This is a genomic window from Jannaschia rubra, from assembly GCF_001403735.1.
GTDB classification, from domain to species: Bacteria; Pseudomonadota; Alphaproteobacteria; order Rhodobacterales; family Rhodobacteraceae; genus Jannaschia; species Jannaschia rubra.
The window spans coordinates 299,151-318,484 of the sequence record NZ_CXPG01000014.1 but is presented as its reverse complement, the minus strand read 5'-3'; the positions used below and the strand labels follow the sequence as shown (position 1 = coordinate 318,484).

18 protein-coding genes are annotated in these 19,334 nt (G+C 67.7%); 12 read left to right on the top strand and 6 right to left on the bottom strand.

The genetic code is table 11. The features are described from left to right. Position 1: 1 nt before the first annotated feature. The 3 genes from JAN5088_RS07460 to JAN5088_RS07450 form a co-directional block, all read right to left on the bottom strand. Positions 2-775, bottom strand: a complete 774-nt coding sequence (locus JAN5088_RS07460; protein WP_055682176.1) for a formylglycine-generating enzyme family protein — start codon at positions 773-775, stop codon at positions 2-4. Positions 776-797: 22 nt separating this feature from the next. Continuing rightward, entirely contained in the window at positions 798-2,021 is a 1,224-nt protein-coding gene (gene nirK / locus JAN5088_RS07455) for a copper-containing nitrite reductase (RefSeq protein WP_055682175.1), read from the bottom strand. 68 nt (positions 2,022-2,089) lie between these two features. Then, the gene (locus tag JAN5088_RS07450) at positions 2,090-2,524 is read right to left on the bottom strand and encodes a pseudoazurin (RefSeq protein ID WP_055682174.1); all 435 of its coding nucleotides are present in this window, start codon (positions 2,522-2,524) and stop codon (positions 2,090-2,092) included. 138 nt (positions 2,525-2,662) lie between these two features. Between JAN5088_RS07450 and JAN5088_RS07445 the strand changes: the two genes are divergently transcribed. Next, on the top strand, positions 2,663-3,364 hold the full coding sequence (locus JAN5088_RS07445) for a Crp/Fnr family transcriptional regulator (protein ID WP_055682173.1): 702 nt from the start codon (positions 2,663-2,665) through the stop codon (positions 3,362-3,364). Here JAN5088_RS07445 and JAN5088_RS07440 read toward each other — a convergent pair. Continuing rightward, positions 3,348-3,563 (bottom strand): DUF1858 domain-containing protein, encoded by a 216-nt coding sequence (locus tag JAN5088_RS07440; RefSeq protein ID WP_055682172.1) that lies wholly within the window; start codon positions 3,561-3,563, stop codon positions 3,348-3,350. The two genes, JAN5088_RS07445 and JAN5088_RS07440, sit on opposite strands and share 17 nt — an antisense overlap. A 128-nt stretch (positions 3,564-3,691) precedes the next feature. Here JAN5088_RS07440 and JAN5088_RS07435 point away from each other — a divergent pair, with 128 nt between their 5' ends. From JAN5088_RS07435 to JAN5088_RS07385, 11 genes are all read left to right on the top strand, one after another. Next, positions 3,692-4,144, top strand: coding sequence for a c-type cytochrome (locus JAN5088_RS07435; RefSeq protein ID WP_055682171.1), 453 nt, complete (start codon positions 3,692-3,694; stop codon positions 4,142-4,144). Between the two features lie 10 nt (positions 4,145-4,154). Further along, positions 4,155-5,525: a cbb3-type cytochrome c oxidase subunit I gene (locus JAN5088_RS07430; protein ID WP_055682170.1), complete on the top strand. Its 1,371-nt coding sequence runs from the start codon at positions 4,155-4,157 to the stop codon at positions 5,523-5,525. A gap of 1 nt (position 5,526) precedes the next feature. After that, positions 5,527-6,336: a CbbQ/NirQ/NorQ/GpvN family protein gene (locus JAN5088_RS07425; RefSeq protein ID WP_055682169.1), complete on the top strand. Its 810-nt coding sequence runs from the start codon at positions 5,527-5,529 to the stop codon at positions 6,334-6,336. A gap of 4 nt (positions 6,337-6,340) precedes the next feature. Beyond that, positions 6,341-8,221: a nitric oxide reductase activation protein NorD gene (locus JAN5088_RS07420; protein WP_055682168.1), complete on the top strand. Its 1,881-nt coding sequence runs from the start codon at positions 6,341-6,343 to the stop codon at positions 8,219-8,221. 1 nt (position 8,222) lies between these two features. Next, the gene (locus JAN5088_RS07415) at positions 8,223-8,402 is read left to right on the top strand and encodes a hypothetical protein (RefSeq protein ID WP_055682167.1); all 180 of its coding nucleotides are present in this window, start codon (positions 8,223-8,225) and stop codon (positions 8,400-8,402) included. Beyond that, a complete protein-coding gene (locus JAN5088_RS07410) occupies positions 8,399-8,620 on the top strand; it encodes a hypothetical protein (RefSeq protein ID WP_055682166.1) in 222 nt (73 codons plus the stop codon). The genes JAN5088_RS07415 and JAN5088_RS07410 overlap by 4 nt, the downstream gene beginning before the upstream one ends. A gap of 96 nt (positions 8,621-8,716) precedes the next feature. Further along, a complete protein-coding gene (locus JAN5088_RS07405; RefSeq protein WP_143114579.1) occupies positions 8,717-10,495 on the top strand; it encodes a sulfotransferase family protein in 1,779 nt (592 codons plus the stop codon). Beyond that, positions 10,492-14,442 (top strand): glycosyltransferase, encoded by a 3,951-nt coding sequence (locus JAN5088_RS07400; RefSeq protein ID WP_055682164.1) that lies wholly within the window; start codon positions 10,492-10,494, stop codon positions 14,440-14,442. The genes JAN5088_RS07405 and JAN5088_RS07400 overlap by 4 nt, the downstream gene beginning before the upstream one ends. Next, positions 14,439-15,512 carry a hypothetical protein gene (locus JAN5088_RS07395; RefSeq protein WP_144431852.1) on the top strand — a complete coding sequence of 358 codons (1,074 nt, stop codon included), beginning with the start codon at positions 14,439-14,441 and terminating at the stop codon, positions 15,510-15,512. Before JAN5088_RS07400 ends, JAN5088_RS07395 begins: the two co-directional genes overlap by 4 nt. After that, the gene (locus tag JAN5088_RS07390) at positions 15,509-16,228 is read left to right on the top strand and encodes a Stf0 family sulfotransferase (protein ID WP_055682162.1); all 720 of its coding nucleotides are present in this window, start codon (positions 15,509-15,511) and stop codon (positions 16,226-16,228) included. The genes JAN5088_RS07395 and JAN5088_RS07390 overlap by 4 nt, the downstream gene beginning before the upstream one ends. A 25-nt stretch (positions 16,229-16,253) precedes the next feature. Further along, the gene (locus JAN5088_RS07385; protein ID WP_055682161.1) at positions 16,254-17,177 is read left to right on the top strand and encodes an NAD-dependent epimerase/dehydratase family protein; all 924 of its coding nucleotides are present in this window, start codon (positions 16,254-16,256) and stop codon (positions 17,175-17,177) included. On the opposite strand, the gene JAN5088_RS07380 is transcribed toward JAN5088_RS07385, so the two are convergent. Together JAN5088_RS07380 and JAN5088_RS07375 are read right to left on the bottom strand one after the other, a co-directional pair. Beyond that, a complete protein-coding gene (locus tag JAN5088_RS07380; RefSeq protein WP_055682160.1) occupies positions 17,174-18,292 on the bottom strand; it encodes a glycosyltransferase family protein in 1,119 nt (372 codons plus the stop codon). The genes JAN5088_RS07385 and JAN5088_RS07380 overlap by 4 nt on opposite strands. Then, positions 18,289-19,182, bottom strand: a complete 894-nt coding sequence (locus tag JAN5088_RS07375) for a sulfotransferase domain-containing protein (RefSeq protein ID WP_055682159.1) — start codon at positions 19,180-19,182, stop codon at positions 18,289-18,291. Before JAN5088_RS07375 ends, JAN5088_RS07380 begins: the two co-directional genes overlap by 4 nt. Positions 19,183-19,334: the final 152 nt, after the last annotated feature.

Genomic DNA, 19,334 nt, shown 5'->3' with positions numbered 1-19,334 from the left:
CTCAGCTGCGCGGCGTCGGCGGCTCACGGTCGGTGACCAGCCGCATGCCCAGGTGGGCGGGCGGGGCGCCCACGGCGCAACCGCCGCGCGCGGGGTCGCGTTCGAGGAAGGGGATTGCCGACAGATGTTCCCCGCCGACCCAGAATGCGGGGCAGCGGTCGGGATCGACTTCCCCGGCGCTGCCGGCATAGCAATCGGTGGTCCATTCCCAGACCGATCCGTCCAGGTCGCGCACGCCATCCGCCGAGGTCGAGAAGGCGCCGCTGGGCCGCAGAACGCGGTCCTGCCGACCGTCGAGCAGATAGGACGAAGCCCACGACATGTTCGGGTCGGTGAAGATCGGGTCGGGGTCGTCATGCAGGACGGAGGCCGCGAGCACCTCCCATTCGGCCAGATCGGGCAGGCGGAAGGGGTGGCCCGTCCGGTCGCTGATCCAGGCGGTGTACTGCTGGGTATCGGGATAGCTGAGGCCCGTTGCCGGCGTCGTCGCTGCGTCGCTGCCCGATCGTACCGGAAGGCCGAAGCCGCAGCCGCCGGCGTCGAAGCAGGCGTTCCACTGGGCCACGGTCACTTCGTCGCGCTGCACCCAGAGCGGGCGGGGTCCGTCGCTTTCGGCGAGGGTCACCGCGACCGGAACGGTGTCGGGCAGCAGCGAAAGGTCGCCGGCGGGGCCGCGCGTCAGCAGCACGGCCCCCCCGATGGTCCCCGCCGCGGCCAGCACCGTCGCGGCCAGGGCGGCCTGAAGGCGGAAGGATTTCGCGGCGGGGGTTTTCATGATCTGTCCTCCGGTGGGGTTCTCAGGTCTCGAACGACCGCGGGGCGACGACCTGCTCCATCAGGGCATTGTCCCATTCGCCTTCGACCACGAAGTGGGCCGTCGCGCCGAGCATCGCACCGATGATCAGGTTGTGGTTGACGTAGGCGTAGACCCCTGGCTGTTCGAAGGTGTACATCGCCGCAACCGCACTGCCGCCGCGGACGAACCAGGTCTCCATGCCGGTCATCGGCGCGTCGCTGAAGGACGATTCCCAGACATAGTCACCATGCCCGCCGATCAGGTGCGGCCGGGAGTCGAGGTTGCACTGATTGTGGATCATCAGCACCGTCTCGCCCACGTTGAAGCGCAGCGCGCCCGGACCGGTCAGGGCACCCACGGCGCCGTTGAAGACGCAGTGCGTGGGCGTCAGCGTGGCCATCGCGTCCAGGCTGTCGGCATAGTCCTCGCCGGCGACGGCATACTGCTTGAAGTCGCCGTTCTCGTCCCGCGGCAGGTAGTAGTCCTGCTCGCCGATGTAGGCGATCTTGTCGTACTTCAGCTGGTTGCCGTCCTTGTCCTTCAGGCCGTCGCGGGGCAGCACCATGATCGCGCCGTTCATGCCGTGGCAGACGTGATATGGGATCATCGCGCCACCGGGGGCGCAGTGATAGGTGAAGCAGCCGGGCTTGGTCGCTTTCCAGCGCAGCACCGTCTCCTCACCCGGATAGACGTGGGTCAGGCCACCGCCGCCCAGGGCGCCGGTCGAGGCGTGGAAGTCGATGTTGTGCTCCATCTGGGAGTCAGCCGGGTTGCGCAGCGTCAGCTCGACGTAGTCGCCCTCGTGCACGATGATGAGCGGGCCGGGGACCGAGCCGTTGTAGGTCAGGGCCCAGACGCTGGCGCCCGTATCCTCGTCGACGACCATCAGGACTTCGGTCGTGTCCATCGTGATCTCGACGATCTTCGGATCGCCGGTCGCCACCTGCTCATGCTCGGGGGCGAAGGGCGGGGCCACCAGCTCCTGCTTGACGCGGGTGTAGCCCGAAAGGTCGACGGGCTTGGCGTTGGCCTGCGCGTCGGCCTGGACCGGCACGAACTTGGCTTCGGGCATCCGCCCGCGGGGCGGCGACATCCGGTGCGGCATGGCTGCCGCCGCCTGATGGGCGATGCCGCCGGTCATCGCCGCGGCCCCCGCCAGGAGCGAGCCGCGCAGGACGTTGCGGCGGCTGGTGGGAGCGAGGCCCGGGTTGATGAACTTGGTCATTCCATATCCTCCTCAGGATAGCGTTGCTGCGGGCGGCGGATCTTTCGGTCCCGCGCACCCGGAGCGGGTCAGAGGTTCTCGAACTGTTCGGCCAGACGTTCCTGCGACTTGGGCGGAATGCGGCCTTCCATGTAGCTGGGGGGTACCTCGACGTCCTCGCCCACGGCGATCGTCATCACCATGCCCATGGCGTAGTGGGGCTGGCACTTGATGGCGTAGACGCCAGGCACATCGAGGGTCACCTCGATCTCCTCGTTGATCTTGCCCTTGAAGGCGTCGGCCCCCTCCGGGATCATGTCGAGGATGGATTCAGCGTTGTGGCCCCTGTCGGTTGCGACGAACTTGACGGTGTCGCCAGGCTCGACTCGAAGGAAGGAAGGCTCGAACACCATGGTGCCCTCCTCGCCGCGGTTGAGCATCAGGACCTCGACCGTCTCGGCGAAGGCCGCCGTTCCGGTCATGGCCAGCGCGAAGGCCAGGGCGGTGCTGAAGGTGCGGGACATCCGGTTTCCTTTCCGTGGAAATGTCGTTGACCGGAACCTACCAAGCCGCGATGAGGTGATCTTTGCGCCAGAACAAATTTTCGTGCGATCGCTGCCCAGTGGCTGACCGTGCGAATTAAGGGGCGATGGGGGAACGACGTGCCGAAGCTTGATGAAAGCCTTCTGACGGGGCTGCCGCCCTTTCTACGCCTGGACCGGCCGCAGATCCGGTCGATCCTGGATCAGGCGACGACCCTGCGCGTCGAGCCGGGCCACGTCATCTTCCATGAGGGCGATGAGGCTACGCGGTTCTTCCTGCTGCTCGACGGCTTCCTGCGCGTCGTCCGCGTCACGCCGGAGGGGGAACACGTCACCCTGCTGCACCTCGCGCCCGGACAGCTGTTCGGCTTCGCCAGAGCGCTCGGTCGCACGTCCTATCCGGCGACCTCGGTGGCGGCGGCGGAATCGCTCGTTCTCTGGTGGCCGACGAAACTCTGGTCGGATTTCGCCGAGCGGTTCGACGGATTCGCGACCGAGACCTATGCGACCATCGGCCGGCGCATGGGCGAGATGAATGACAACACCGTCGCCATGGCGACCCAGCAGGTCGAGCAGCGGGTCGCCAGCGCGCTGCTGCGGCTCGTCAACCAGACCGGGCGCCGCACGGGCGACGGGATCGAGGTGGGCTTTCCCGTGACGCGTCAGGACCTGTCCGAGATGACCGGCACGACGCTGCACACCGTCAGCCGGATGTTGAGCGCATGGGAAAAGCGGGGCATCGTCGAAAGCCGGCGCAAGCACATCACCGTGCGCGAGCCGCATCAGCTGGTCCTTCTGTCGGAAGCTATGGCGAACCGCTGACCGCGGCGCGCAATTCTTCCAGGAAAGCCGCCTCATCCAGTCCGTATTCCGCGCAGGCATCCACGATGGTGTGGAATGGATTGATCATGCAGCCCACGCACAGCATGCGATGCGACAAAAAGACCGGAACGGTCTGTGGCCATGCCGTCATGAGTTCGTCGAGCGGCAGGTCTGGGTCGTCGATACGGGGCAGCGACATGGGATGTCTCCGGTTACCTGACCCGAAGGATCACCCCGACCATCGGCTTGTTCTTTGCAGAATCGCAAACTACTGGGCCGAGAGGGGGAGTAACCAAGACCGACATTAACCCGAAAGGAGGCCCGCGGATGGCCGAAATCCTTACCAAGTCGCGGGCACGCAACATCTTTTACGGCGGAACGATTTTCTTCGTCGTGATTTTTGTCGTGCTGACCGTGCAAAGCCATCGCTACATCGTGAACGTGTCGACGGCGGGCATGCCCCTGACCGAGTCCGTGATCCACGGCAAGGAGGTCTGGGAGCGCAACAGCTGCATCAACTGCCACACGCTGCACGGGGAAGGCGCCTATTTCGCGCCGGAGCTGGGCAACGTGATGACCCGCTGGGGCGTCCAGGACGACCCCGAGGCCGCCTACGAAGTGATGGACGGCTGGATCGAGGCGCAGCCTTCGGGCATCGAGGGCCGCCGCCAGATGCCCTATTTCGAGCTGACCGAGGAAGACAAGCGCGGTCTCGCCGAATTCCTGCGCTGGGCCAACCAGACGCGACGCCAGGACTGGCCGCCTCACGAGGCAGGCTGAGGAGACAGAGATGAAATACCAATCCCAAAAGGTGGCCTACGCATACTTCGTGTGCGCGATGGGCCTGTTCGCGATCCAGGTCCTCGGCGGCCTGACGGCAGGCTGGGTCTATGTCCAGCCGAACTTCCTGTCCGAGGTCTTTCCCTTCCACATCATCCGGATGCTCCACACCAACGCGCTGATCGTCTGGCTTCTGCTGGGCTTCTTCGGGGCGACCTATTTCCTCATCCCCGAGGAAAGCGAGCGCGAGATCTGGTCGACCAAGCTGGCCTATCTCCAGCTCGCGATCCTGGTCGTCGGCACGCTGGGCGCGGTCATCGGCTACGGCTTCAAGATCCATGGCGGTCGCGAGTTTCTCGAACAGCCGCTCTGGGTGCGGCTGGGTATCCTCGTCGCCGCGGTGATCTTCCTCATCAACGTGTCGATGACGGTCCTCGCGGGGCGCAAGACGGCCATCACGGGCGTCCTTCTGACCGGCCTGTGGCTGCTGTCTCTTCTGTGGATCTTCGCGCTGATCAACCCGTCGAACCTGAGCCTCGACAAGATGTACTGGTGGTTCGTCATCCACCTGTGGGTCGAGGGCACGTGGGAGCTCGTGATGGCCGCGGTTCTGGCGTTCATCCTGCTCAAGCTGACGGGCGTGGACCGCGAAGTCATCGAGAAATGGCTCTACGTCATCGTGGCGACGGCGCTGTTCACCGGCATCCTGGGAACCGGCCACCACTTCTACTGGATCGGCACGCCCGGTTACTGGCAGTGGATCGGGTCGATCTTCGGCGCGCTGGAAATCACGCCGTTCTTCCTGATGATGTCGTTCGCCTTCGTCATGGTCTGGAAGGGCCGGCGGAACCACCCCAACAAGGCCGCTCTCCTGTGGTCCCTTGGCTCGGCCACGATCGCCTTCTTCGGCGCGGGTGTCTGGGGCGTCCTGCACAACATGCACGGCGTGAACTACTACAGCCACGGCACGCAGATCACCGCGGCCCACGGTCACCTGGCGTTCTACGGTGCCTACGTGGCGATCAACCTGGCCATCATCACCTACGCCATGCCGATCCTTCGCAACCGCGAGCCCTACAACCAGGTCCTCAACATGGCGAGCTTCTGGCTGATGACTGGCGGGATGGCGTTCATGACCTTCACGCTGACCTTCGCGGGCACGATCCAGACGCACATGCAACGCGTGCTGGGCGAGTACTACATGGTCGTGCAGGACGATCTGGCGCTGTTCTACGTCATGCGCTGGGTGTCGGGCATCTTCGTGGTCGCCGGGGCTCTGCTGTTCATCTATGCGACCTTCGTCGTCCGCAAGCGGGAGGTGATCTCCGCCGGGCCGGCGAACCCCGCGCCCACCGTGTCCCAACCCCTTCCGGGAGAGTGATATGAACGCGATGACGCAAGCACGGGCTCCGGTTCAGGACATCCCGCACTACCGTCCGACAGGCGACGAATGCACCCTGTTCGAGATGGCCCACAAGAACGGTCTGCCCCTTCTTCTGAAGGGGCCGACCGGCTGCGGCAAGACCCGCTTCGTCGAACACATGGCGGCGCGGCTGGGGCAGAGGCTCTATACCGTTGCCTGCCACGACGACCTGAGCGCCGCCGACCTGATCGGCCGGTATCTTCTGCGTGGTGGCGCGACCGAATGGGTGGACGGGCCGCTGACGCGGGCCGTGCGCGAGGGGGCGATCTGCTATCTCGACGAGGTGGTGGAGGCCCGCAAGGACGTGGCCGTCGTGCTGCACCCGCTGACCGACGACCGCCGCACCCTGATGATCGACCGGACGGGCGAGGAGCTGAAGGCCCCTCCGGGCTTCATGTTGGTGGCAAGCTACAACCCCGGCTACCAGAACGTGCTGAAGCGGATGAAGCCGTCCACGCGGCAGCGATTCCTCGCGGCCAGCTTCGACTTCCCCGACCCCGAGACGGAGACCGCGGTGGTCGCCACGGAAAGCGGGCTCGACGCCGTGCGGGTGGCACCGATGATCCGGCTTGCCGGCCGCATACGGTCGCTGTCGGGCATGGACCTGGAGGAAGGCGTGTCGACCCGTTTGCTGATCTACGCCGCAACCCTCGTGGCTGGCGGCATGGGTCTGGACCGGGCGATCGAGGCCGCGGTGATCGAGCCCCTGACCGATGACGAGGACGTGCGCACGGCGCTGCGCGATCTCGTCGCGACGACCTGGGGCTGAGGCCATGGCGCTCCGACCTCTCGACCTGATGGACCCCGAGGAAGCCGTCGGCGGCGTCTGGCACGACATGGTCGAGGGGCTCGGCGCCGATACGTCCTTCCCCGAGGCGGGCATCGCCCTCGCCTCGGTCCGGCCCAGTCTTGCTGTGCTGTTTCGCGCGCTCGGCGGCCGCGACGGCGTCGAACTGCGCGAGGCGGTGCCCAGCCCGGCCCTGCATCGCCGGTCGGTCCGCCGCCGTCTGGGCACCGGGCGCGAGACGCTGTTCCGCGCGGCCTTCGACGGCGAATGCCTGTGGTTGCCGCCCGTCTTCGACCGCTTCGACGACCCGGCCCTGAACCGTGCGGCCTACCTGTGGCTGACGGCGATGGCGGCCTGCTGCGAAGTGGACGAACTGCCCGATAGGGCTGACGATACTGTCCAGATCACCGCCAACGCCGAACTGAGCCGGCGCGCGCTGGAGGCCTGCCCGGGCCTGCGCGAGCGTCATGCCGAGATGGTTGCCCGCGTGCTGGCGAGCCGGCCGCGCGTCATGCTGCCACCGGCCGAAGCTGCAGCGGAACGCGCGCTGCGGGCCGCCCTGGCAGGCGAAACGCCGGAGCCCCTCCAGAACACCCATGCGCGTGGCCATTTGCCCTTTGCGCCCGTGCCCATCTGGCTGCAACTTTCGCAGCCCGGCCAAGGCTCCGCGGCGGGCGAGGAGGACGGCGACGATGCCCCGGCGCCCGATGCGGTCGCCACCACCACGCGCAAGCTGGGCCTGCGACGCCATCTCGATCAGGCGAACCGCAAGGACAGCCTCATCATCCACCGCTTCGAGTCGATCCTCAGTTGGGTCGAGTCGCTCAACATCAATCGAAACGTCGACGACGATGACGACGAGAACGCCCAGAAGGCAGCGGAAGATCAGGACAACATCTCGCTGTCGCGCAACGACAAGCGGGCCGCGACGCGCCTGCGCCTGCATCTGGACCTGTCGCCTGCCGACGCGGACCACGAACGTCTGGCCGGGGTGCATACCTATCCCGAGTGGAACCACCGGAGCCGCAGCTACATGGACGATCACGTCCGGGTGCTGGAGGCCGATGCCACGCCGGAACGGGGGGTGCATTTCCAGCCCGATCCCCGGCGCATGCGAGAGGTGCGCCGCCAGTTCGAGGCGCTGCATCCCCGCCGCATCCTGCAACCGCGCCAGCTCGACGGGACGGAGCTCGATCTCGATGCGCTGATCGCGGCGCAAGCCGATCTGGCCGCGACCGGGCAGGGCAGCGACCGCGTCTGGCGGTCGGCCCGCCAGACCGAACGCGACCTTTCGGTCGCCTTCCTCATCGACACCTCCCGCTCGACCGAGGCTGCGATGGGCGACACCTGCGTCATCGACGTGGCGCGTGATGCGCTGGGCGCGCTGGTGGGGGGCATCGATGCGGCGGGCGACCGGCTGGGCATCTGGGGGTTCTCGTCCCTGCGGCGCGACCGGGTGTTCCTGACGACGTGCAAGCGGTTCGACGATCCGCTGGGCCAGCCGGTGCTCGACAACATCGGAGCGCTGAAGCCCGCCCATTATACCCGGCTGGGCGCGGCGATCCGCCATGCCAGCATGCGCCTGGCCGAGGAAAGCGCCGCACGGCGGCTCCTCATCGTGCTGACCGACGGCAAGCCCAACGATCTCGACCACTACGAGGGCCGCCACGGCATCGAGGACAGCCGCATGGCTGTGATCGAAGCGCGCCGCGCCGGCCAGACCGTCCACGGTGTGATCGTCGACGAAGACGGACAGGACTGGTTCGCCCGCATCTTCGGACGCGGCGGATTCCACCTTCTGCCTCACCCCGCGCGTCTGACGCGCGCGTTGCCTGAAATCTATCGAACCCTGACGACGGAGGTCTGACATGCGCAGCCTGCTTTCCACCCTGTTCATCCTGCTGCCGGGCGCGGTTCTCGCGGAAGCCTTCGACCGACCGGTCCCGGCGGCGCAATCCGCCACGGCCGAGTTCTGGTTCGCCCTGGCGAGCCTGTCGTTCCTCGTGGCGATGGTCGCCGTGCATCTAATGGTGCGGCGCAAGCCATGACCCGGATGACCCGGCTCATGCTGATCCTCTATCCGTTCGGGGCGGGGGCGATGGGGATCAACCTGTTCTTCGCCTCGCTTATCGGGACGTGGATCGGCTGGCCGGCGATGCCGCCCGTCTGGTCGGTGATCGGAGGCGCGATCCTGGGCCTGCCGGCGACGTGGGTGTTCTCGCGCCACATCTCGAACCTGATGGACCGGGCCGACGCCGAATCCTGACGTGACGGGCGCGCGCGCTCGTTGATTGTCGGCGCCGGTTGTCCTATCGGCGGCATTGCCCCCATTTGGTTGCCGCCCGAGGACTATTGCCGCCCCATGCCCCGATCCGATTCCCCCCCCGACCAGCGCACCGCCATTCTCTGTCTCGGCATGCACCGGTCGGGAACCTCTGCCACTTCGGGGGTGATGGGCCTTCTCGGCTGTGACCTGCCGCGGACGCTGATGCCCGCCAACCCCGACAACCGGAAGGGATACTACGAATCGATCCCGATCTGCCAGTTGAACGACGCGGTGCTGGCCTCGGCCGGATCGTCCTGGGACGATTGGCAGGCGTTCAACCCCGGCTGGATCGGCTCGCATCGGGCCGAGGAGTTTCTGCCAAGAGGCTTGAGTGTGCTGGACGAGGAATTCGGCGACTCCGGCCTCCCCGTCATGAAGGACCCGCGCATCTGTCGGCTGATGCCGTTCTGGCGGCGCTTGCTGGACGATGCGGGGATCGAGCCTGCGTGCCTGCTGATCCACCGAAATCCGGTGGAGGTCGCCGCCTCGCTCGAGCATCGGGAGGGATGGCCCTTCGCCTATGGTCTGCTGCTCTGGCTCCGTCACGTGCTCGATGCCGAGAATGGGTCTCGGGGGCTCAAGCGGCATGTCATCAGCTATGACCGGCTGCTCGGCAACTGGGGCGCGACGATGCTCGCCGTGCAGGAAGCGCTCGGCGTTTCATTTCCGCGCTGGTCCGAGACGGTCGCGACCGAGGTCGACGAGTTCCTCAGCACCGATCTGAGGAACCACCGCACCGACCCTCATCGCGTGATCGGCGATCCGTTCCTGTCGTCCTGGGTGCGCGATACCTATGCGATCCTGGAACGCTGGGCCGACGAAGGCGAAGCCCCCGGCGACCGCGAGACGCTCGACGGCATCCGAGCGGATTTCAACGCCGCCGCGCCGATGTTCGGCGGCCTGATCCGCACCGCGCGCAAGGCCAGTGGAGAAGCCGCACGCCTGACCGCGGAAGGGGCCCGGCAGGCCGAGACGCTGGCGGAACTGGAGCGCCGCGCCGAAGAAGGCGAAGCCAGAGGTGCAGCGGCGGAGAAGGAGACGGCCGGACTGCGCGAGACGGTCGCCACCCTGAGGCAGCGGCACGCCGAGGAGGCCGAGGCCGCAACCCGTGCGGCAGAGACCCTGCGCCACGAGAAGGCCCAGATCGAAAGCGCTCTGATCCAGCGCCAGCACGAGACCGAGGACGTCGGGCGCCAGAACGCCGAGAACGCGGCCCGCGTGGCAGATCTGGAAGTCTCGCTTGCCGCGCTGACGGCCGAACGCGACAGGCTCGCCGCCGAGGTCGGGCAGGTGGCGCGCGATGCGCGGCTCGACCGGGCGCGGACGGAGGAACGGATGCGGCGGGAGCTTGCGGAAACGCTGGCCCGGACGCGTGTGGGGATGGACGCGCGGATTGCCGCGCTCGAAGCCGACGTGACCCGCGCGGGGGAAGCCACGCGGGAGGTTGCGAAGCGCGAGACGACGAACAAGGCCCGGATCGCGGCTTTGGAAGCCGACCTGTCGGCCGCTCGCCAGAAGGCACAGGCCGATGCCGCGGGCCGACGTGAACTGGAGGACCGGCTGGGCCGGGCCCGTGCGGAGCATGAGACCCGCGCGGAGCAGTTGGAGCGCGACCTGGCCACGGCACGTCAGGAAACGCTGGACAACGCCGCGCAGCGTCGCCGCGCCGCGCGCGCGGAGGAGGACCAGCGGCGACGGAACGCGGCGCTGCACGCCCGCTACCGCGCGATCCTCGAAAGCAGGTCCTGGCGGGTCACGGCGCCGCTGCGCCGCCTCGCCACCTGGTTCCGGTCGCAGCCGGATCGGCCCAAATGACCGGCCCCGACCGGTCGCCGCTGGCGGTGCCGGGTGGCATGTCCGACGTGGCGAAGGCGCTGTTCCGGGGTGACTGGTATCTCGACAGATACGCGGACGTCCGGGATGGCGGCCTTGATCCGCTGGCGCACTACCTGTCCGACGGCTGGCGGGAACGACGCGCGCCGCATCCGGTGTTCGACGCCGAGTGGTATGCAGCGCAGGTCGCTGCCGGCCTGCCGGGTGAGGACATCGACGGTAAGGAGGCGTTGAGCCACTATCTGTCGCGCGGCTGGCGGGCGGTGCTGTCGCCCCATCCTCTGTTCGATCCGGCCTGGTACCTGATGCGGCACGCGGAGGTTCTGGCCGCCGATGCGGACCCTTGGCTGCACTACCTGCGGGAGGGTTGGAAATCGGGCTGCCGGCCCGCCCCCCTGTTCGATCTCGAGTGGTATCTCGACCGTCATCCCGATCTTCGGTTGGCGGATGTGGAGCCGTTCGGCTACTACCTCCAGACCGGCTGGCGCGAAGGCCGCAGCCCGCATCCCCTGTTCGATGCGGAGTGGTACCGTCGCCGATATGCCGACATCGATGGCTGCGACGCATGGCGGCACTATGTCGAGACCGGCTGGAAAGAAGGCCGGTCGCCCCATCCGCTGTTCGATGCAGGCTGGTATCAGGATCGCCATCTCGACACCGTGGCGCGGGATATCGAGCCGCTGTCGCACTACCTCGATCACGGGTGGCGCGAGGGGCTTGCGCCGCACCCCGATGTGCAGTCCGGACCGACGCCGGAGGAGGGGGCGGACCAGGCGCCGCTCTACCGAATGCTTACCGCCGCCGCGCCCCCTGTCGCGATGCCCGACCTGACCGAAGCGGGGCAGCGGGGGCGCATCCTCCTCGTGACGCATGAAACGGAGGTAGGCGGCGCGCCGCGCGTCGTCAGGATCCTCGCGGAGTGGCTTCAAAGGTCGACGCGATTCTCGGTGGGCATCGTCGCCATGGGCGGTGGCAACCTGCGCTCCGCCTTTGAGAAGGTGGCCCCCTTGATCGTGCTGTCCGATCATGCGGAGGAAGACCGGGCCGAGGCGCTCGCCGCCTGGGCCGGGGATGACGTGCGCGCGATCCTGGTCAACTCTGTCGCCAGCGGAAACTTCTATCGCTACTGGACGAAACCCACGCCCAGCGTCGCCTTCCTGCACGAGCTGGACCGGGTTCTGGCGCTGTTTCCCGGCCAGATCGACCTGATCCGCGACCGCGCGGACCACGTCATCGCCGGCGGGCCGGAGGTGGCGGCGGCGCTGCGCGACGGTCACGGCTTCGACCCCACCCGCCTGACCGCCGCGGCGAGCTTTGTGGAGAATGGGTCAGAGTTCGATCCCGACATCGCCCTCGCCCGTCGCCGCGCCGCGCGCTTCGCGCTCGACGTGCCGGAAGACGCGTTTCTGGTCATGGGATGCGGCACGCTGCACTGGCGCAAGTCGCCCGACAAGTTCGTCGAGACGGCGGAGCGTCTGCGCGACATGGGGGTGGAGGCCCGCTTCGTCTGGCTGGGCGGCGGTCCCGACGAGAAGGCCTGCCGGCAGATGGTCCGCGACCGGGGCATCGAACACCTCGTGCGTTTCACCGGATACGAGGCCGACGTGCCCGCCCGCCTTGCCGGGGCGGACGTCTTCCTTCTGCCGTCCGAAGAGGACCCGTTCCCCCTCGTCGCGCTCTATGCCGCGCAGGCTGCGGTGCCTATCGTCTGTTTCGAGGGCGCGGGGGGCATCGCCGGTTTCGTGACGTCGGGCAGCGGCGTGGCCGTCCCCTTCATGGACACGGAGGCGATGGCGGCCGCGGTTGCCGCCTATGCCGCGGACGCGGAGGCCCGCCGGGCCGCCGGTGCCGCGGGGCAGGCCCAGGTCGCGCGCGGCCATACCGTCGCCACGGCCGGGCCCAGGCTGCTCGACCATCTGCGCCGGGTCGCCGGGCTGGCGCCCGAGGTGAGCGTGGTGGTCCCGAACTACAACTACGAAGCCTATCTGCCCGAACGGTTGCGGAGCATCGCGGGCCAGACCTTCCAGGATTTCGAGGTCATCCTGCTGGACGATGCCTCGTCCGATGGCTCGGCCGCGCTGCTGGAGGACTTCGCCGAGACCCGGCCGGGCACTCGCGTCGTTCTGGGCGAGCGCAACTCGGGCTCGCCCTTCGCGCAATGGCTGCGCGGGATGGAAATGGCGCAGGCCGACGTGGTCTGGCTGGCCGAGGCGGACGATCATTGCACCCCCGACCTTCTGGCGACGCTCGTCCCGATGTTCGACGACCGCAACATGCGGCTGGCGTCCTGTGCGTCTGTGCCGGTGCGGGCCGACGGATCGGTGATCGGCGACTACCGCCCCATCTACCTCGACCGCATCGCCCCCGGCCGGTGGGACGCCGATTTCGTCGCCACCGACCATGAGGAGGCGAACGGGGGGCTGGGCATCGCCAACACCATTCCGAACGCCAGCGCGGTGCTGTTGCGCCGCTTCGTGCCGGACGCCGATTTCGTCGATCGCGTCACCCGGATGCGGCTGTGCGGCGACTGGTTCTTCTATGTCCGCGCGATGCGGGGCGGACGGGTCGGCTTTTCGGCGGCTGCGATGAACTTTCACCGCCGCCACGACCGGACCGTGACGCACCGGATGGAAGGGTCCACCGGCTATTTCGAGGAACTGGCGCAGGTGCGGGCCTATCTTGGGCAACACTATCGCCGCGGGCCGGACGCAAAGGCCCGCATCGCCCGCTTCCTTGCGCAGGACGTCGAGCGGTTCGGCGTGACCGATCCGCAGGCCCTGCCGGACCCCGGTCCGCAGGCCAAGGCGATGCCCACGCTTCTGGTGGTGGCGCCCGACCTTTCGCCAGGCGGGGGGCAGGTATTCTCCATCTCGCTCGCCAACGAATGGGTCCGGCGGGGCGGCATCGCGATCCTGTTCGACGTGGCCAACCAGCCCGCGCATCCGGCCGTCGTGTCGAAGATCGATCCGGGCGTCATGTTCGTGACCGCGGGCGACCCCGGCGCGACCCTGCCGGAGATCGTCGCCCGCCACGACGTCGACGTCATCCAGTCGAGCATCTGGTGGTCCGACGCCATGGTCGAAAGCTGCGCCGCCGACCTTCCCGACGCGCTGCCCTGGGTCATCACCATGCACGGCTGTCACGAGACGCTGCTGGCCCATCCGACCGTGGTGCCCGATTTCGCCGCCCGGCTGGACCGGATGAAGGCGCGTGCGAACGCCTGGGTCCATACTGCTGCCAAGAACCTGGCCGTCTTCGATCGTCACGGCCGACCCGAGACCCTGCTGCGAATTCCCAACGGCATGGCCGAGGATGTCGCGGCACCCCCGCTCGACCGCGCGACGCTGGGGCTCCGGCCCGACGCGGTGGTGCTCTGCCTCGCCTCGCGCGCGCTTCCGTCCAAGGGTTGGGCCGAGGCGGTCGATCTGACCGAGGCGATGAATGCCGAAGGCCATGCCGTCGACCTCATGCTGATCGGCGAAGGCGCCATGGCGGCCGAGGTCGAGGCCCGCGCAGCCGACCATGTGCATCTGATGGGGCAGGTCGCGAACCTTCAGGACTACCTCGCCGTGGCCGACATCGGCCTTCTGCCAAGCTACTTCGTGGGCGAGTCCCTGCCCCTTGTCCTGCTCGAGATGATGGCGAAGTCGCTGCCCGTCGTCGCCAGCACCATCGGAGAGATCCCCGCCATCGTCGGCACCGGCCCGGAGGCAGGCGGCCTGCTGGTGCCCCTGACCGACAGCGGCATCGACACCGGGGCCCTGCTCTCCGCCACCCGGCGCCTTCTCGACCCCGACCTGCGAACCACGATGGGCGCCCGCGCCCGCGCCAGGTTCGAGGAGGATTTCACGCTGGCGAAGATGGTCGACAGGTATGCCGCGCTCTACGACGACCTGGGGGCGCGGACGTGGCGGCGGGCGGCAGGATGAGCCGGAGGACGCCCAGGATCATCCTTCACGCCGGGTTCCCGAAGTGCGCCAGCACCTCCATCCAGGTCGCCCTGTCGCAGGAGAGGCAGCCGCTGGCGGAGCGCGGAATATACTGCTTCGACCGGAACATGAACATCGATCCCGCCACGGCGGTCGGTATGCCGATCTGGCATGTCGAGGCGGCACGAAAGACTGGTGCGCTACTGAGCGCGCAGATTGCGGAGGTCGTTGCCGATGCGCCGCACGGCGACCTCCCGACGGTTCCCGAGACCCTGATCCTGAGTGCCGAGAACCTGGCCGGACGGGACTGTCCGCGTCTGTTTCTGGGGCTCGACGACATTTTCGAAGTCGAGGTGCGGCTCTACTTTCGCCCGCAAGCGGCCTGGATCGTTTCGGCCTGGAAGCAGTTCGAGATACCAAGGGGCAAGCCCCTGACGACCTTCGTGGAAAACTGTCTCCATTCCGGTGAGCCGAACTTCTTTGCAAAGGCGAAGGCCTGGCAATCCGCCCTTCCCGAAAGCCGGGTGCGCGTCACCCCCCTCATCCCCGAGGTCCTCCTGGGCGGGCGCCCCGAGTCAGACTTCTTTTCGTCGTTCGGGGCGGATGACATCCTGCCCGGGACACCGCTGCATGAGAATGCGAGCTTCGACCATTCGATCCTCCATGTCCTCCGGTCGAACCCGCATCTGATGGAAGGCCGGGACGTCAACCAGACCTATAGTGCCATCGTTGACGCCGTGCCGGCCGAGTATCGCTCCGTGAACATCCGGATGCTCGACCAAGAGACGATCCGGCACATCGAGCGGCGATACCGGGGAGAGAACATCGCGCTCCTGTCCACTTTCGGCGACATGGAGCTGACCGATGCGGCGCGATTCCATGATCGCCATTTCGTCACGCCGTCCGTTGACGGCGAATCCTACACGACGGCGACCGATGGCGGGATCAACGCCCGCGCGGCACAGATACTGTCGGCCACGCTCGGCAACCTCGACCCGGCCGACCCCATTTCGGGCCTGCTGCGCGACCTGGCGACTGCGGCAAGCGCCGGATCGGAGGTGCCGACATGAGAACGATCGTCGTCTGCGCCACCCAGAGAAGCGGATCGACGATGGTCTGCGAGGACATGGAGCGATTGGGCCTCGGCCGGCCCGAAGAGCATTTCTTGCCGTGGACGCTGGAGGAAGACAGGGACTGGAGAAGGGCACTCGATAACCTGCGGGAAACGGCCTCCCGCAACGGGATCCTGGCGGTCAAGGTCATGGCCAACCAGATGCGAACGATCGACTGCCGCCTTTCCGCCTTCACGGCTCCGCTGTCACAAGGACCCTTTCCATTCTTTCGATCGGCGTTCCGTGATGCCGACTGGCTGTGGGTCCGCCGCCGGGACACGGTGGCGCAGGCCATCAGCCATTTTCTAGCGCGCCGCAGCGGGGTCTATCATGTCGTCCGCCGGAACACGGGGTTCGTTCCGGGCGCCTCCCGTCTCGAAGGCCACGCGACGGCGGTCCCGGAGGTGGAATACGATTTCGAACAGCTTCTGACCGAGTGGCATTCGATACAGGGCCAGACCCTTTTCTGGTCGGAACTGTTTCGGGAAGCGTCCATTAACGCCAAGGTCATTACCTATGAAGACTACGACCAAGGCGATCTGATGGCCTGGGCGAGGGATCGCGGATTGCGTGTGGGTTCGCCGGACAAGGACAGAAACCTCTCGAAGATGCCTAGCCAGCGCAACGAGGCGATGAGACGGAGGTTCCTCGCGGACCTCTTCAGCCTGACATGACCCTTTCGGACCGGGAGGTCGCCCCTTGAAAACCCTCGTCATCGGCGGCTGCGGCTTCATCGGGTCGCATGTGGTGGACAGCCTCGTTTCCGCAGGCGGGGAAGTGCGGGTGCTGAGCCGGCGGCCGGAGGCGTTTCGTGCGCCGGTGGACGGGGTGGACTACGTCATCGGGGACATGGCCGAGGCCGACGTGCTAGCTCGCAGCCTGTCCGGCATGGACGCCGTGGTCCATCTCGCCAGCACGACGGTTCCCGCGACGTCGAACCTCGACCCCGAGGGGGACATCGCCGGCAACCTCATCGGGACCGTCCGGCTGCTTCAGGTGATGCGCGAGGCGGGCGTGCGGCGGATGGTCTATCTGTCTTCCGGCGGCACGGTCTATGGCGTCCCCGAAACCGACCCGGTGGGCGAGGATCACCCCCTGCGGCCGGTGACGTCCTATGGCATCGTCAAGGTCGCCATCGAGAAATACCTTCACATGGACCACCGGCTTCACGGGCTGGACTACGCGGTGCTGCGCGCCGCGAACCCATACGGCCCGCGGCAGGGGCGCACCGGCGTGCAGGGGATCATCGGGACCCTTCTCTGGCGTCTGTCCCGCAACGCGCCGATCGAGGTCTGGGGCGATGGCAGCGTGGTGCGCGACTACCTCCATGTTCGCGATATGGCTGCGCTCTGCGTGGCGGCGCTGGAGCGGCCGACGACCGGCGTCTTCAACGCCGGCAGCGGGCGGGGAACATCGGTCGCCGAGATCCTGGACATCGTGGCCCGCGTCACGGGACGCAGGCTCGATCCGGTACGCCAACCGGGACGCGATTTCGACGTGCCGCGTATCGTGCTCGACAGCGGCAAGGCTCGGCGGACCTTTGGCTGGCAGCCCGAAATGGCGCTGGAGGACGGCATCGCCGAGACCTGGGACTGGGTGCGGGAACAGACCGCGCTGACCTAGGTCACTGAGGCGCCGATCTCCTCCGCGCTCTGGCGGAAGTGGGAGGCGGGCATCCGCAGGATCGCCCGGCGGCGGTCGTCGAGTGCGGGACGGTCGAGCCGTGTCAGCAGGTCCACCAGCGCGTCTGCCTCGGGCGCGGGGATCGTCCAGCCCAGCCCCGCCTCGACCCGGCGCCCCGTCTCGGTGCCGGCCACGGCGATGGATGGGCAGCCGAAGAACCCGGCCTCATAGATGCGGTTGGGAAGAAGCCAGGTCGAATTGGTCCCCCACTGCCAGAGATCCTGCGCCCAGACGACGTCGCAGTCGCGATAGATCTCCTCCAACCCGCCCGGATAGGCATAGGCGCCATGGAACGACAGGTTGGGATGCGCGGCGAGCGTCGCGTCGAAGTCGGGAAGGGCGTGATGGTGGACGATGCCGTGCATCCTGATCCGCACCCGGTCGCCCATCCGCGCCGCCACCTGCGCCAGAAGGTCGAGGCTCTGCGGGCAGCGCAGCGTTCCGACCCAGCCGAGCACGATGGGGCCGGTGCGGGGCGTGACGTCAGGCGACGGCCGCGCGGGGCCATCCGGGCCCGTCCAGAGCTTGTTCTCGACCAGCCGGGTGTCGCCGGTCCATCCCTGCACGGGGCCGAAGTACTCCCGCTGGAACGCGGGTGAGGACACGACGAGGGCCGAGACCCGCGACAGAAGCCGGCGTTCCAGCCCCCGCGCGGCGCGGGAAGCGGGGCCGGAGCCGGTCATCAGGCCGTGGATGTCGAGGCATTCGTAGATCAACCGCGGGCGCGGCCGCACCATTGCCTGCGCGGCTGCCCCGAGGACCAGCATGTCGAGGTTGCGTGCCACGATCGTCTCCGCGCCCCGCATCCGCCTCCGGTTGCGCCACAGGATCGGCAGCGCGCGGGCAAGGGCACTCAGGCGCTGGCCCATGGCCGCGTTGCGGGTCAGGCCCAGATCAACGTTGTCCCAGAAGGGGGCCGCGTCATGCGTCATGTTCGCGCGGCGCATGGTGAAGCCCAGAACGTCGAAGCCGCAGTCGAGATAGGCCCGGATGCGTCGCCGCTGCGCTGCCTCGGCCGCGTCGAACCCGAAGACGAGCAACCGCCTGCGGGTCATCGCCCCTCCCACGGCAGGGTCTCCCGCCCGAGGATGCGCTTGAGCTCCGCCATCTCGGGCGCGAAGGTATGAACCAGCATCTCCGCCGTCTCGGGGCGCATGGGCGGGATCTCGTCGCGGATCTCGACCCGGTTGGCGCGCAGTAGGAAGTCGATGGGCCCGGTCCGCTTCACCCGTGCCAGGAGCGGCTCCATCCCCTGCCGGCGCAGCCAGTCGCCGCCCGCGCGAAGCCCCGCGCGCAAGGCCGGCAGGCGGGCCCTGTCGCTGTCGTTGCGCCGCTCGCGCAGGATGGGACTGTCGAAATCCGCGTCCACTGCGGCGAATTCGAACAGCCGCCTGGCTGCCGCCGAAGGGTCCGCCGATACGTCTTCGGCGAACATCACCAGCATCCGGTCGGGACCGAAGACGTCGTGCCAACGGACGAGATGGGTGCCATAGCGGCCCTGTTCGACATAGGCGGGGTTGTTGGCCAGCCCATCCTCGAACGGCAGGGTGGGGATGTGGCCCTTGATGATCTCGTGGACGTGGTTCGACATGGCGCGTCTGACCGGGTCGCGCAGCAGCAGCACGATCCGCATGTCGGGGTTGTAGGCATGGACGCGGCCGGGCGCGCGGGGGTCGTGGAAGTAGGACGGCGAATTCTCGAACCGCACCGGCCTGTCGGCGGAGCGACGGAAATGCTCCTCGTACCAGCGATAGCCGTGGTCGAAACGATAGCTGAAGAAATCGACCTCCTTCGGATCGGCCACACCGATTTCGGGGTGCGAGGCCGCGACGGCGTGAAGCCAGGACGAGGCGCATTTCTGCGCCCCGATGCCCAGCAGGTTCACCAGACCCGCGCGGACAGGCGCGGCCGGGTCGGCATGTATCGGCTCAAACGGTCCGGTCATCGGCTCCCTCGCGAACATCCATCGGATTTGCGCCTACCCTAACGGTGTCGGACCGGCGGCTCCATGGATTCGCACGGGCTCGGCGCGATTCATTTGACGGCGAACGGCCAAGCAGTGCGGAAAGGTATCCCGACGATTGCATGACGGACCCG

Coding starts and splice junctions, on each gene's coding strand:
- nirK (WP_055682175.1), bottom strand. CDS start 2,021: ATGACCAAGTTCATCAACCCGGGCCTCGCTCCCACCAGCCGCCGCAAC.
- JAN5088_RS07405 (WP_143114579.1), top strand. CDS start 8,717: ATGCCCCGATCCGATTCCCCCCCCGACCAGCGCACCGCCATTCTCTGT.
- JAN5088_RS07460 (WP_055682176.1), bottom strand. CDS start 775: ATGAAAACCCCCGCCGCGAAATCCTTCCGCCTTCAGGCCGCCCTGGCC.
- JAN5088_RS07435 (WP_055682171.1), top strand. CDS start 3,692: ATGGCCGAAATCCTTACCAAGTCGCGGGCACGCAACATCTTTTACGGC.
- JAN5088_RS07395 (WP_144431852.1), top strand. CDS start 14,439: ATGAGCCGGAGGACGCCCAGGATCATCCTTCACGCCGGGTTCCCGAAG.
- JAN5088_RS07440 (WP_055682172.1), bottom strand. CDS start 3,563: ATGTCGCTGCCCCGTATCGACGACCCAGACCTGCCGCTCGACGAACTC.
- JAN5088_RS07430 (WP_055682170.1), top strand. CDS start 4,155: ATGAAATACCAATCCCAAAAGGTGGCCTACGCATACTTCGTGTGCGCG.
- JAN5088_RS07410 (WP_055682166.1), top strand. CDS start 8,399: ATGACCCGGATGACCCGGCTCATGCTGATCCTCTATCCGTTCGGGGCG.
- JAN5088_RS07420 (WP_055682168.1), top strand. CDS start 6,341: ATGGCGCTCCGACCTCTCGACCTGATGGACCCCGAGGAAGCCGTCGGC.
- JAN5088_RS07400 (WP_055682164.1), top strand. CDS start 10,492: ATGACCGGCCCCGACCGGTCGCCGCTGGCGGTGCCGGGTGGCATGTCC.
- JAN5088_RS07415 (WP_055682167.1), top strand. CDS start 8,223: ATGCGCAGCCTGCTTTCCACCCTGTTCATCCTGCTGCCGGGCGCGGTT.
- JAN5088_RS07450 (WP_055682174.1), bottom strand. CDS start 2,524: ATGTCCCGCACCTTCAGCACCGCCCTGGCCTTCGCGCTGGCCATGACC.
- JAN5088_RS07380 (WP_055682160.1), bottom strand. CDS start 18,292: ATGACCCGCAGGCGGTTGCTCGTCTTCGGGTTCGACGCGGCCGAGGCA.
- JAN5088_RS07425 (WP_055682169.1), top strand. CDS start 5,527: ATGAACGCGATGACGCAAGCACGGGCTCCGGTTCAGGACATCCCGCAC.
- JAN5088_RS07375 (WP_055682159.1), bottom strand. CDS start 19,182: ATGACCGGACCGTTTGAGCCGATACATGCCGACCCGGCCGCGCCTGTC.
- JAN5088_RS07390 (WP_055682162.1), top strand. CDS start 15,509: ATGAGAACGATCGTCGTCTGCGCCACCCAGAGAAGCGGATCGACGATG.